At 68.4% G+C, this 12,718-nt stretch carries 12 protein-coding genes and 2 pseudogenes; 6 read left to right on the top strand and 8 right to left on the bottom strand.

From position 1 onward, the window contains the following. Nucleotides 1-665 precede the first annotated feature (665 nt). Nucleotides 666-1,142, bottom strand: coding sequence for a RidA family protein (locus ACFW48_RS18855; protein ID WP_386315975.1), 477 nt, complete (start codon nucleotides 1,140-1,142; stop codon nucleotides 666-668). 255 nt (nucleotides 1,143-1,397) lie between these two features. On the opposite strand from ACFW48_RS18855, the gene ACFW48_RS18850 reads away from it, so the two are divergent. Then, the gene (locus ACFW48_RS18850; protein WP_386315973.1) at nucleotides 1,398-1,760 is read left to right on the top strand and encodes a DUF1330 domain-containing protein; all 363 of its coding nucleotides are present in this window, start codon (nucleotides 1,398-1,400) and stop codon (nucleotides 1,758-1,760) included. 78 nt (nucleotides 1,761-1,838) lie between these two features. Here the strand turns inward: ACFW48_RS18850 and ACFW48_RS18845 are convergent, their stop codons facing one another. From ACFW48_RS18845 to ACFW48_RS18820, 6 genes are all read right to left on the bottom strand, one after another. Next, nucleotides 1,839-2,594 (bottom strand): transposase, encoded by a 756-nt coding sequence (locus ACFW48_RS18845; protein WP_386315971.1) that lies wholly within the window; start codon nucleotides 2,592-2,594, stop codon nucleotides 1,839-1,841. Beyond that, complete coding sequence (locus ACFW48_RS18840; protein WP_386315969.1) at nucleotides 2,566-3,300, bottom strand: ISL3 family transposase; 735 nt, start codon at nucleotides 3,298-3,300, stop codon at nucleotides 2,566-2,568. The genes ACFW48_RS18845 and ACFW48_RS18840 overlap by 29 nt, the downstream gene beginning before the upstream one ends. A 177-nt stretch (nucleotides 3,301-3,477) precedes the next feature. Beyond that, nucleotides 3,478-3,711: a YrhK family protein gene (locus ACFW48_RS18835; RefSeq protein WP_386315967.1), complete on the bottom strand. Its 234-nt coding sequence runs from the start codon at nucleotides 3,709-3,711 to the stop codon at nucleotides 3,478-3,480. Between the two features lie 1,423 nt (nucleotides 3,712-5,134). Next, nucleotides 5,135-6,505, bottom strand: a complete 1,371-nt coding sequence (locus ACFW48_RS18830) for an amidohydrolase family protein (RefSeq protein WP_386315965.1) — start codon at nucleotides 6,503-6,505, stop codon at nucleotides 5,135-5,137. A gap of 112 nt (nucleotides 6,506-6,617) precedes the next feature. Then, a complete protein-coding gene (locus ACFW48_RS18825; protein WP_386315963.1) occupies nucleotides 6,618-7,655 on the bottom strand; it encodes a DMT family transporter in 1,038 nt (345 codons plus the stop codon). A gap of 116 nt (nucleotides 7,656-7,771) precedes the next feature. Beyond that, complete coding sequence (locus ACFW48_RS18820; RefSeq protein WP_386315961.1) at nucleotides 7,772-8,650, bottom strand: NAD-dependent epimerase/dehydratase family protein; 879 nt, start codon at nucleotides 8,648-8,650, stop codon at nucleotides 7,772-7,774. 146 nt (nucleotides 8,651-8,796) lie between these two features. On the opposite strand from ACFW48_RS18820, the gene ACFW48_RS18815 reads away from it, so the two are divergent. The 3 genes and pseudogenes from ACFW48_RS18815 to ACFW48_RS18805 all read left to right on the top strand — a co-directional run bounded on the left by ACFW48_RS18815 (nucleotide 8,797) and on the right by ACFW48_RS18805 (nucleotide 10,623). Next, nucleotides 8,797-9,696, top strand: a complete 900-nt coding sequence (locus ACFW48_RS18815) for a LysR family transcriptional regulator (protein ID WP_386315959.1) — start codon at nucleotides 8,797-8,799, stop codon at nucleotides 9,694-9,696. A gap of 144 nt (nucleotides 9,697-9,840) precedes the next feature. Beyond that, nucleotides 9,841-10,032, top strand: a pseudogene (locus ACFW48_RS18810) (transposase family protein); the annotation flags it as partial. Nucleotides 10,033-10,086: 54 nt separating this feature from the next. After that, the gene (locus ACFW48_RS18805; RefSeq protein ID WP_386315957.1) at nucleotides 10,087-10,623 is read left to right on the top strand and encodes an MFS transporter; all 537 of its coding nucleotides are present in this window, start codon (nucleotides 10,087-10,089) and stop codon (nucleotides 10,621-10,623) included. A 272-nt stretch (nucleotides 10,624-10,895) separates the two neighbouring features. Here ACFW48_RS18805 and ACFW48_RS18800 read toward each other — a convergent pair whose 3' ends face one another. Further along, nucleotides 10,896-11,282 (bottom strand): winged helix-turn-helix transcriptional regulator, encoded by a 387-nt coding sequence (locus ACFW48_RS18800; protein ID WP_386315955.1) that lies wholly within the window; start codon nucleotides 11,280-11,282, stop codon nucleotides 10,896-10,898. 96 nt (nucleotides 11,283-11,378) lie between these two features. Between ACFW48_RS18800 and ACFW48_RS18795 the strand changes: the two genes are divergently transcribed. Beyond that, nucleotides 11,379-12,272: an alpha/beta fold hydrolase gene (locus ACFW48_RS18795; RefSeq protein ID WP_386315954.1), complete on the top strand. Its 894-nt coding sequence runs from the start codon at nucleotides 11,379-11,381 to the stop codon at nucleotides 12,270-12,272. A gap of 54 nt (nucleotides 12,273-12,326) precedes the next feature. After that, nucleotides 12,327-12,687, top strand: a pseudogene (locus tag ACFW48_RS18790) (transposase family protein); the annotation flags it as partial. Nucleotides 12,688-12,718 lie beyond the last annotated feature (31 nt).

Raw genomic sequence — 12,718 nt, 5'->3', positions numbered from 1 at the left:
TCACTCTCCCTATCGCCGTGCCGGGACCCGCCCCCACACCCGAACAGAGAGCCCCGGGGGGGGGGGCGGGCCGGCGCGGGGCGTCGGGCCGCGCCCCCCCCCCCCCCCCGGCCACCTGTGGCACGGTCACCCCCCCCGGGGGCTCATGAGGCTGTGGTCGATCACGCAACACGCCGGTCCGTCAGCAGGTGTCGTACTTCCAGGCACCGCCCTCCTTCGTCCACGGCTGCGCCCGCTGGTCGAACTTCGGCAAGCCCTCACCCTGTAGCTCACTCGGGCCATGCCGCCGGCGGCATCCGCTTTCACGAGCGTGGGCTGGAGACGAAGGACGTCGTGGAAAAGGTCGAGTTCCTCTGCCGCGTCTCCGAAGGATTCATGGAACGCGGAGTCTTCGAGCCCGAGAATCTGCGCGATCTTCGCGCAATCGGCCGTTGCCTCGGTGAGATCAATACCACTTGCCGCGTCGGACTCTGGTGCAACGCCCTGCCCGCAAATTCAGCGTGGGGACGACGTACGTTCTCTCACCCGCCAGTTCCTCCTCACAAGGCTGGGCCACTGACGTCAGCCACTGCCACGTCTCGTGCGTACACACCGCCGACCGCTGAGCCGTCAAGGCCGCCTGTGCGACTCCGCCGCAGCCGGCGCAGCACACAGGCCGTCGTACCTCAGCGAACGAGACCGATCGCCTCGATCTCAATCATCCAGTCGGGATCGGCGAGTGAGGAAACCTCGACGAACGACTCCGCGAGGTGCGGCTTGTCCGGGAAGTATTCCGCGCGCAGTCCGGCGAAGACGTCCTGCCGCGTGATGTCGGTGACGAACACCGTCGCCTTGACCGTGTCGGCGAGGCTCGAGCCCGCGTTCGTCAGCACCGTGGCCAGATTCGCCAGCGCCTGACGGGCCTGGACCTCGAAGTCTCCCACGCCGACCGTGGCCCCCTGGGCATCAATCGGGGCCTGGCCCGATGTGAAGACCAGGTTCCCGACCCGGATACCGAGTGAGATGCCGGCCGACTCGTACCAGTCGGGCTCCGCGGAAACACGCACACGTTCGACAGCGACCTGTGTAACGGACATGATGCTGCACTCCCTCAACTTGCCAGTGAAGCCGAGTGGCCGTGAGCGCCACTCGGTGTGTTCCACACGCAACAGCTATGGAAGTTCGTGATCCATTCCCGAAGGACGGGAGCATAATTTCTCTGGTGCCTTCCGAAGTGGTCGACATGTGCTGTCCGTTCGGGGATCTGGCACACATTCCGTGAGGCGAACGGTGGGGCGGCGGCCTTGGCACGTGCCCTCGATGTGGCGGTGCGATTACCCCCGAGGTAATCGCACCGCCCAACCACCCTCAGCTACGTTCTGGTCATCGCTAACACCCCGGAACGAAGGAGCCTCGTGGTGTCCGCTTACGGCTTCGCTCATCTCCGCAGCCGCCGGAATCATTCCGACATCGTCGAGTACCTGGAGCGCATCCAGGCGACCCTCGACCCCTTCGCAGGCCGCTTCGTCATCCACGGCCCGCCGGCCGAAGTCGTAGAGGGTACGTGGCCCGGCAGCATGGTGCTGATCGAGTTCCCCAGCCTTGCCGAAGCCCGTGCCTGGTACGACTCTCCCGCCTACCGGGCCATCCTGAGTTTGCGTACCGATCACATCGAGGGTGACTTGCTGCTGATCGAGGGCGTCGGACCGAACTACGACCCGGTCGAGCGAGCTCGCAAGTTACGAACAGAAGCCGGCCGAGCGGGCCAGTCGACCACGTAGTCCTGCAGCCGCCTCCTCGCGCCGAGATATTTCGCGCTCGTTGTCTTTCCCCACTCAGTCACAGTCTGAGCAGCACAGTCATCGGACGGCCGTGAGAAGTACCCGTTTGCGGAGGAGCGGGAGTTTGGCGCGGCCGAACATCCGGCGCTTGACCATTTTGATGTGGTTGACCCGGCCTTCGACGGGACCGGAGTTCCAGTGGGTGGTCAGGCCCTGGACGACGGCGTCCCAGTCCTTCTCCAGGCCGGTGGCGAAGGAGTGGAGGCCGGGAAGATTCTCGGCTCGCGCGCCGATGACCCAGTCCTTCAGGTGCTGGCCGGTGCGAGTGGAGAGGATCTCGCCAAAGTTGCGAACGAGACGGTCGGGCGCCGCGAGTTCAGGGCAGCGGGCGAGGATATCGGTCAGCTGTTTGCCCTCGCTCTCCGAGAGCCGGTCGGGGTGGCGCATGATCCACCCAGTGACTTGCCGGATTCCGAGTGGCGCAGGCCCGACGACGCGGACGCGGCGTCGGCGCCGTGGCCGCAGGTAGTCGCTGATGGTTTGGTAGTTGCCGCGGTAGCCGAGCTTTTTCAGCTCTGCGTGCAGGTGAACGGCATTGGTGTGGCCCTCAGCCCAGCGCGTGTCCAGATAGGGCTTGTAGGTGTCCAGTTGGCTGGGCCGGGGTTGCCGCCGACCGCCGAGTAACTCCTCAGGGATGGCCGCGCGGGCGCATCGGCGCACCGTATTGGCGCCCATGTGTAATTCTCGGGCGATCTCCCGGATGCCGTGGCCCTGATCGAGGAGGGCGTGGACGATGGCGTGACGTTCACGGATGCGGGCTTCGATCGGCGACAACGGTTCCCAGGTTTTGCCACAGGTGAAAGCGGTCAGCGACCTGGACCGCCTGTGGGGCTCCGAGGCGGGCGCCTTCAGCGTAGGAACCGGCGCGATCTCGGCAGATCACCTCGACGCCAGGGTGTTCGATGAGCCATGTGGCCAGGGTCCCGGCGTCCCGTCCCGGCAGCAGGCCGAGCGGTTTGCGGGTCTGGCAGTCGATGAGCACCGTTCCATAGTGCTGCCCGCGGCGGGTGGCGAAATCGTCGACCCTGAGCACCCTGGGCATTGCCCAGGAGGGATCAGGAAGCGCCATCACTAGCCGCAGCAGCGTCATCCGACTGACCGCACTGTGCAGCACCACGGTCAGCCGGGCTCCCGCCCGGCCGGCGAGCGCGACGGTCACGGCCTCCAGAACCCGGCGCGAAGCAGGCGTCCGTCTTCCGTACCGAAACGTCAGCCCCTCGGCCTGCTCGACGAACGTACGACGCCCACACGGGGCGTTATCGCAGTACAACCGCCGCACGGTCAGCTCAATCAGCACCGGCTGGTCGCCGACCGGAGTATCGGCCAGCCGACGCTCGTAGCAGCTGTGCACACGACTCGGCGGAAGCTCGCAGTCCGGGCATGAAGCACTGCCATCGAGGGTTCTCGCAACGATGTGCACCACACCGCACTCCGTGAACACCCGCTCCACCAGAACCGCATTGAAGTGCGGAAACAGCACCGCTATGAGGTCATCACACGGCACCACGATCCCAGATGACGCGAGGTCACCGTGGCGAAACCCTGCTGATCGTCCTCACGGAATGTGTGCCAGATCCCCGTTCGGTGGTTCTCGGGGTTCGACGGGTAAGGTAGCCCGCTGAACACGGACAGGTACGGAGCCTGTCAATGCTGGTGGTCAGCTCTGGGTTCGCTGACGGGACTTGCGCGCGTGCCGGACGAACACCTCACCGAGGGTGCCGATGAACATGCCCAGTGACCCCAGCACGAACAGCCACAAGGCGATCCTCTCCAAGCTGGGAAACAGGAAGCACACGCTGCCAACCAGGAACGCCGTGTTGCCGAACCCGCCGATGACCAGATGGATGAACGGGAAGTCCTGGAGCAGGTACCGCTCGAGTCGGGTCAGCATATCTTCGTCCCTCCTGTACCGGATCGTTCCGTGGCTGCGCGGAGCTGTGGGGGTACCGCCTGGAACGACGCGGGAAACCTCCGTCGCGCGACCGCCCCAGCTTCCGGCCTCCCGGTTTCGTCTCCGCCTGCCGGCGGTTGCGCCTGTGGCCGCGGCATCGCCGCCCGCGTCGTACACAGGTCGTATGAGCAACGATGACGAACTCCACTCGCCCGGCGAGATCGTGCCGACCTCCGGCATCACGAATGCGACTGCGGACAGCACCGCGAGTACAGCACCGACGTCAAAGGCCACCGGTTCCCGCCACTGCACGACACCTGCACCGGCAGCGGCTGGAAGCTCAAGGCCCCCTCGCATCCCAACTCCTGACCTACCGCCGCCCTCTGCGCGCGCCCGGTCAGGTACCGAACAGCGGCACCGCACCCGGGCCCACGTCGAGGCGGGCGCGGTGCAGCCGTACCGGGTGCCGCCACCGGCCTGCCGCGTCCACCACCACCTCCACCACGGCACCGGGCCAAATCAAAGTGACGTCCAGGACGTCGCGCGCCCCAGCCCGCGGTGAACGTGCGGCCCGTCCACGGATGCCCGCCCGCCGCCGGCACCAGCAGCCCGGCGAGTGAAGTCGCGGCAGCGCGTGCGAGCGGGGCCGCCCGGCCGGTGCAGTGCAGCATGCCCATGGGGTCGTAGCGGCCTAGCAGCAGCGTGCGCGGCGCGGTCGTCGGTCCCGTGACGGCGCCCACGATGGCCTCGGTGGTGGCGCGGACCTTGTACTTCCGAGCCGCCCGTCGGCCCGGGCGGTAGGGCTCCTGGAGGTGCTTGAAGCACAGGCCCTCGATGCCAGCCGCCGTCCATGTCAGCCACTCACGCGCGGTTGCCGGATCGGTGGTCGCCGGACACAACGTGAACGGGCCGGTCAGCCCCGCCTCGGTGAACAGGTCCTTGATGGCGGCGCGACGGCGTGCGTAGGGCCAGGCGGTAAGGTCGGTGCCGGCGCAGGCGCAGTAGGTCGAAGACGTAAGCGAGCAGGTTCGTGGATTCCCGGAGTCGAACAGCAAGGAACCCGACGACGCATCCGAGGGAGGCTGCGTGAGCGGGCAGGTTCCCCGGGGCTCCACCGGTTTGCATGGCCCGTGCCCGTCGGACAGATGCCGGCTACCTACTCCCACATCAGCGACCGCGCCTTGAAGGAGGCGCAGGCCCGCCTGACTGGGCTACATGCCGAGTACGACCAGGCAGGTCAGTGCTCAGGTCCAGGATCTGCTGGCCGATGACCTCCGCAGAAACCTTGACGAAGACTGACCGCCCTCACATCCGCCCCTCGGGCTGGTCGTTGTAGCAGGGAAGGCCCCTGCCGGCCGTCGCCGTGGCGCGCATCCGTCAGTCGGCCAGCGTTCGCGTTCGCGCGTGTGGCCGGCCGGTCGGCTCAGTCGGGGAGCGGCAGGCCGGCGGCGTGGAACAGCCGGTCACGGGAGGCCGCGGCCTCGTCGAAGACGGTGTCCCCGGCCTTCAGCACACCGTTTTCCTTGAGGACGTCACCGGCCACCACGACCATGTCGACGTTGCCGGCGTGGCCGCCCGCGACGATCGTGGCGGCGACGTTCGTAGCGGGCAGCAGGTTGGCGTGGTCGAGGCGGATCATGATCAGGTCTGCCTCCTTGCCGGCGGTCAGGCTGCCGGTGCGGTTGTCGATCCCTGCGGCCCGCGCGCCCTCGATGGTCGCGAAGGACAGCAGGTCGGCGGCGTCGAAGGTCGGCAGGCCGGCGATCCGGTCCATGGGTCCGGCCGCGCCGGCGAGGATCAGCTGCTGGTAGGCGAGCGTTGCCCGCATGACGCCGAACATGTCACCGCTCACGATCGTCTCGGTGTCCACGCTGAGGCTCGGGCGGACACCGGCGGCCAGTAGTCGGTTGGTGGCCGGCTGGCCGAGGCCCGGCATGAAAACCTCCAGGGCGCCGGCCACGGACGCGGTGGCCCCGTGCGCGGCCAGCATCCTCAGCTCCTCGTCGGTCGACGTGCAGCAGTGGATGAACGTCATGTCGGAGGCCAGCAGCCCCGTCTCGGCGAGCTGCCGGATGGCCTGCTGATCCGCCCCCCACTCACCGAGGCCCACGTGCATGCTGATCCGCAGGCCCAGCTCCCGGGCGAGTCGGATGTCCTGTGCGGACACGTCGGGGGTGGACAGCTCCGGTCCGCGGAGCATCGCGTTCAGCGTGACCCGCGCCGAGTCGTCGGACAGCACCTCGTTGCGGATGCGCCGGATGTCGGCGGGATGCGTGCGGTTGCTGCCGAACTGCCACTGCTCGGCCTCCGTCGACGGCCAGCCGTGGTCGAAGACGGCGCGGATGCCCGACTCCCAGTGTGCCGCGATCGCCGCGTCCGAATGCTCGGGGCTGTTGCTGATGTGGGACTCATCCCGCACGGTCGTCACCCCGGAGTCGAGTGACATCAGGTCCGCCGCCAGGTTGCCGACGTGGACATCCCGAGGTTCGAAGTGCTGGCCGAGGCCGATCTGCACGTTGCTGCGGTACTCCTCATAGGTCCAGGCGGGGCCCAGGTTGCGCAGCGCCCCCTGCCAGTTGTGGCGGTGGGTGTCGATGAAGCCGGGCAGCACGGCGTTCCCCGTGCCCTCGACGACCCGGGCCCGGTCGTCGGACAGGTCCCGGCCGACTTCGACGATCCTGCCGTCGGCGACGAGGACGTCGCCCACGAAGTTGCCGAGCTTGTTGTCCTGCGTCATCAGGTACGCGCCCTTGATCAGGATGCGTTCCTTGTTCTGCGGCTGATTGTGGGACATCTGTTGTTCCTTTCGTGCCGTGGGCGGCACTGTGTCGCTTGTCCGTTGAGAAAGGGATGAGAAGAAAGGGACGGTGGGTCAGGTCCGCGCCCGGTCCGGGCACAGACGGGGATCACTTGCCGGAGGTGCCACGTGGGCGCCGGGAGGCGATCCAGACGGCGGCGAAGGTGAGCAACGCGCCGAAAACGGTGAGGACGGAGGGGAGCTGACCGCCGGAGGGGGCCAGGAAGTCCAGGGCGATCGAACTGGCGAGCTGTCCCGCGATCGAGGCCATGCTCAGCAGCAGGACACCGATCCGGCGCACGAGGAATGCCGAGGCACCGATGAACACCATGCCGCACAGGCCGCCGAGGTAGACCCACCAACTGGTGGGCAGCGGATGCCCCGACGTTCCCTGGACGAGTGTCTTCACGCCCCAGGCGGCGGTGAGAAACACCGCTCCGACGCAGAAGTTGAGCCAGGTCGCGGCGAGCGGCGAGCCTGACGCGGCGGCCGCCGCCCCGTTCAGGGCCTGCTGCACGCCGAGCAGGAAGCCGGCGGCGACCGCGGCGAGGACGGGCAGGACGATGGTGGCGGGCGCTGGGGTGTCGGCGAAGCGAGGTAGCGCGGACACGACCGCGGCCACCAGGACGACGGCCGCTCCCGTGAGCCGGGCGGCGCCCGGGCGTTGCCTCAAGCCGCCGCCGATGCCCCGGGCGTCCACGATCAGACCGCCGAGGGTCTGTCCGGCGATGGCTGACACGGTGAACACGGCGACGCCGGTGATCAGCGCGGCGGTGGACTGGGCCAGCGCGAACGTGCCACCCAGCACACCGGCCAGCAGGTACCGGCGGGGGAGCCGGCCGTCCCGGGCGGCCCCGGTCATTCTCCGCAGCGCGTCACGCAGCCCGGGTGAAAAGAGGGTGAGGAGGGACAGCAGGACGAATCCGCCCGAGAAGCTGATCGCCGCTGCGGCGATGCCGTCATCAAGGCTGTGGCTCAGTTCACCGTTGAGCCGGGCCTGTACCGGTACCACCATTCCGGCGGCGATGGCCGCCGCGACGGCCAGGAATCCGCCGCGGGACGCGGACGTGCGGGAGCGCCCCGGTGACTGCGGACCGGGCCCGGCAGGACGGCGGCCCGACGTAGGCGGCGCGGTGGGGATGGTCATGTCGAAGCCCTTCAGGAAGGCGGGAAGGGGCGCGGCCGGACAGGGCCTTGATGTCCCGGCCACTGGTGTCCGGTCGGTCCCACCTGCCGCGAAGCCCGGGGTGGCGCGGTTCTCGCTCAGAAGTCCGTACGCGCGATGTCGTCGAGGACCGACGGCCCCTGCGGCGACCAGCCGAGTACGCGCCGGGCGGTGCCGCCCGAGGCCTGCTGGTCGAGCAGGAGGGCCTCGCCGAGCAGGCCGAGCCGGTCGAGTGTCTGCACGACGGGCTCGGGCTCGACGCGTCCGGCCAGACCGACGGAACGGCTCACCGCTTCGGTGATCTCCCGTACCGTCGGGTTCACGCCGCCGGCGCCGAGGAAGTACGAACCGGCCGGGGCCTTCTCCAGCGCGAGCACGTACAGCTTGGCCAGGTCGTCCACGTGCACGGTGCTCCAGTGCTGGTCACCGGGCCCGACCATGGTGAGGGCCGGGGCGTTCCCCGTAGTTCGCGGACCGGCGGCGACGAGGTTCAGCAGGCCGCCGCCGTGCCCGTACACCACCGCCGGTGCGATGACCGAGGTTCTGACGGCCTGCGCGTCGCGTACTTGCTTGGCAAGCGGCACCCGCCAGGCGGTCAGGCGCGGGGCGTTCATGGCGGTCGACTCGGTGATCGCGGAACCGCTGCCGTGCAGCCAGACGCCGGTGGTGTGCACAAAGGGCCGGTCCGTGTCCCGCAGCGCGCGCAGGAAGCTGGTGACGGCCACCTCGTCGACGGTCGCACTGGTCTCGTCACCCGGTGACGCGACGTGGACCACGCCGTCGCTCGCGGCCGCGAGCTCCTGGAGAGCGTCACTGTCGGACAGGTCGGCGATGGCCGGCTCCGCACCCCTGGCCCGCACCAGTTCGGCCTTCTCGGCGGAACGGACCACGGCGGTCACCTGGTGGCCGCCGGAGATGAGCCGGTCGAGCACCGAGGCTCCGATGTAGCCGGTGCCGCCGGTGAGCAGTACGCGCATGGTCATCCTCTTTCACTGACGTCTGACGTTTTCCTGGACGGGTCGGTAGCCCGCACGACAACGGTCACTCCGGCTGACTATCGTGTCCAACGAATGTTTCCGAATATCTAATCGGGAACGTCGATAAATGAGGGACTGGTGGATCAGTGGATCAAAGGAGACTGGAGTACTTCCTCACGGTCGCCGAGGAACTGAACTTCACACGGGCGGCCCAGCGACTGCACGTGACACAGTCCACGCTCTCGGCCGGCATCAAGGCCCTGGAGCAGGACCTGAAGGCAGAACTGCTCATCCGCTCCACACGGTCGGTCAGACTGACAGAGGCCGGTTCGGCGTTCCTGCCCGAGGCGCGTACCGCGATCGAGGCACTCGACCGGGCCAGGGCCGCGGTGGAGCCGCTCTCCACGGGGCTGCGCGGCAGCCTCACCGTGGGGGTTCTCAGCGGACTGACCGTTATCGACGTGCCCGCACTGGCAGGCGACTTCCACCGGCGCCATCCGGAGGTCCGGTTGCGTACCGAGACCTCCCAGCGGGGGACCTCCGGGCTGGTCGAAAAAATCAAGGAAGGCCACGTCGACGTAGCCTTCGTGGGAGCCGATATCAAGGACCCACACCTCAGAGTGAGGGCCGTCAAGAGGTACCACGTCCAGTTGCTCGTTCCTGCCGGTCACCCACTGGCTCTCCGCAAGAGCGTGCGGCTCAGGGATGTTGCCGGGGAGCCTTTCGTCGACATGCCGATGGGGTTCGGGCAACGCCAGATCGTGGACGACGCGTTCACGAGGGCGGAGCTGTCCCGGCGTGTCCTGATCGAGGTGTCGGACATCACCACGATCGCGGAGTACGTGGCGCACGGTCTGGGCGTGGCGCTGCTGCCCCCGGACTTCGCGGAGACGGCCGGGGGCGCTGTGTGTCCCGTCCCCCTCGCGGACGCACCCCTGTCCTGGACGCTCGGCGTGGTCGCCTCGGCGACGCGCCCGCCGACACGGGCGCTGCACGCCTTCCTCGACCTCATCCCGCACCACATCCGGCGCGACCGCGTGTTCTAGGCAGACGTACGCGACCACGTACGAATCACTGAGCTCTTTCAGCGTGGCCACTGATCGGGTGACGGGATCGGTCCCCGCAACACACGAGGCTCCCGTGCCGTTGGAGGAGGTGTTCTACGTCTCAACCCACCGGCGCGGGAGCCTCGACGCCCGCCCCGCCGAGAACTCACACCCACCCAGCGCACGACTAACCGGGCACTGTGAGCAGCCCGAGCACCAGTCGAACGGGGGGTCGTCGCAAGGCTGAAGTCTTGGCGGATCTTCCGCAGAGCCCGATGCAGCCCGAACCGCCTGCCGTCAAACACCGCAGCGGTCCTCACCTTGGAGCGTCAGCGCTGGAAACGCTCAGTCCGCGAACCCACTGGAGCGGATGAGCCGCGAGACCATCGAGTGAGCCAGCACCTCGGGGTGGACTGGATGCTCGCGCACAACCTGCTCTACACCTACATCGCTTCCTATCTGCAGCAGATGCATCTCGCGCTCCGGCCGGACATCACACTTCTCGTCTTCGGTGTCGCCGCGCTCGGAGGGATCTGGATTACCGGCATCTTCATCGACCGCGCACTTCGCAGGCTCACCCTGGCGAGTGTGACCCTGTTCATCGTCGCCGCAGCGTTTCTTGCCGCCGCGCAGCAGTCCACTGTGCTCGTGCTGCTCGCGATCGTCCTGTGGGGCCTCGCGTTCGGCGGCTCGGCGACGCAGTTGCAGACGGCCATGGGGGAGGCCGCGGGTGAGAACGCCGATGCGGCGAACGCGATGCTGACGACTTCCTTCAACATGGCGATCTTTGCGGGCGGTGCTGTAGGGGCTGTGGTCGTCGATGGTGTGGGCGCGCCGGTTCTTCCAGCCGGGATGATCGCTCTCACACTCATGGCGCTCGTCACGGTCGGCTTCGGCCGACGCGCAGCATTTCCCGCAGGGCGTTGATCGAGAGAGGGGCGCATCGCCGCGATGCGCGCCGTGCGCTGCTGACTCGGGGCGCACCCGGCTCCGGCGGGAGCGCGCACAGCGCGCCGAACGGCTCGATACCGCCACCGCGACACGCTCAGCCCGGACGATCGGCAGCGGCCCGGCTCCGAGGCTGTCTTCCCTCACCGGCCCGCCTGACTGCGCGTATCACCGACAAGTGAGCGGCGAGGGTCCCGTCGCCGTGGAAGCCCGGTACGTCGAACGCAGCCGCTCAGAGCCGTCTCTTCCGTTCAGTGGCTCAACTCGTTTGCCCGGTCGACCTCGGCCATGTGTTCTTCGGCCCAGGTGCGGACGCCGGCGAGCGCGACCTCGAGTGACAGGCCGAGTTCGGTGATCCGGTAGTGCACGCGGGGCGGAACTGTCGGCTCGACGCGGCGCGTGACCAGGCCGTCGCGCACCAGGTTCTGCAGCGTCACGGAGAGCATCTTCTGTGAGACCCCCGGCATCCGGCGCTGCAGTTCCGCGAAGCGCACCTCCTGCGGGGAGGCCTCCGCCAGTACCTTGACCGCCATCGACGTCCACTTCGTGCCGATCCGGTCGAGCAGCCGACGTGTTGGGCACTGCGGGTCGAACAGGTCGCCGCGTACGTTCGAATCGCCCCTGACCTGGGAGGTCACCTGGAGCTCACCACCTGAAGAGAAAGTGCCGTCTTGGACACACCAGCGTACTTACCTATCGTTCCCTTGTCACCAATCGATACCACTGGAGTGCACATGACCGCCAGGACCGTCCCCCTGCCCGCCGACCCCTCTCATCCCGAGTCTCGCCCCGAGGTCGAGTTGCGCCGAGTCACGGCCAACGGCGTCGAACTCAACGTGGCGACGGCAGGACAGGGGCCCGCTGTCCTGCTGCTGCACGGCTTCCCGCACACCTGGCGGGTGTGGAGTCATGTCATCGGCGAACTGGCCACGCGTTACCGGGTGATCGCACCGGATCTGCGGGGCTTCGGCGACAGCGACCGGCCCGCGGACGGTTACGATGCCGGGACGCTGGCCGACGACGCCGAAGGCCTGCTCGAGGTGCTCGGCGCCCCCTCCGCGGCCGTGGTGGGCATCGACGTCGGCACTCCGCCCGCCTTCCTGCTGGCCATGCGTAGGCCCGACCTCGTGCGGCGGGTGGTGGTCATGGAGTCGCTGCTGGGCCGGCTGCCCGGGGCCGAGGGTTTCCTCGCCGACGGCCCGCCGTGGTGGTTCGGCTTCCACGGTGAGCCCGGGCTGGCGGAGTCGGTACTGGTGGGGCACGAGGAGCGGTACGTGGAGTGGTTCCTCGACCGCGGCACGCTCGGCCGCGGGGTGCCGCGGGACCTGCGCGCCCCCATCGTCCGGGCCTACGCGGCAAGCGACGCGCTGCGCGCCGCGTTCGGCCCGTACCGCGCGCTGCCGGCGTCCGCCCGCCACATCCGGTCAGCAGTGGACTCAGCTCGGTTGAGCGTCCCCGCGATGACGATCGGCGCTCACCCTGTGGGCCGCGCTCTCGAACACCAACTGCGCCCTTACGCTGATGACTTGGAAGGACACGTCATCGAAGACTGCGGCCACATCATCCCCCTGGACCGTCCCGACGCCCTGCTGCCCCTGCTGTGTCCGTTCCTCGCCGCGGACCTCTGACCACTCGACCGCCCCGATGCTCGGCGCGGTAGCGTAGCGATCATGGCGGACGGGCAGGCGGTCACCGAACCGGACGGTCGACTGCTGTGGCTCCCACCCGCGCTGCCGGGCCGTGCCCACGATCTGACCGCCGCCCGCACCCGCGTCTGCGAGCGCCAGGGCATCCCCATCCTGGCCGATCTTGCCTACCAACGCGGCGGCCCCTGGGTGAGCACGGGCATCATACGCAGGCCCCTGCGGGAACTCACCCCTACTGGGAAGACCGACAACCGCACCCTAGCCGCAGCACGGGGCACGGGTCGAGCGCGGCGTCTCCCGCTTGGCGTCACGGCGGATCTTCCGTAAATCTCGATACAGTCCGAACTGCATGACGTCAATCGCCAAAGCCGTCCTCACCCTGGAGCGGCAATGCTGAAGAAGCTCCTTGTCCGCACGGAGTTTGACGG

This window comes from Streptomyces sp. NPDC058812 (genome assembly GCF_042744565.1).
Taxonomy (GTDB): domain Bacteria; phylum Actinomycetota; class Actinomycetes; order Streptomycetales; family Streptomycetaceae; genus Streptomyces; species Streptomyces thinghirensis.
This window is presented reverse-complemented; position numbering and strand designations above follow the sequence as displayed.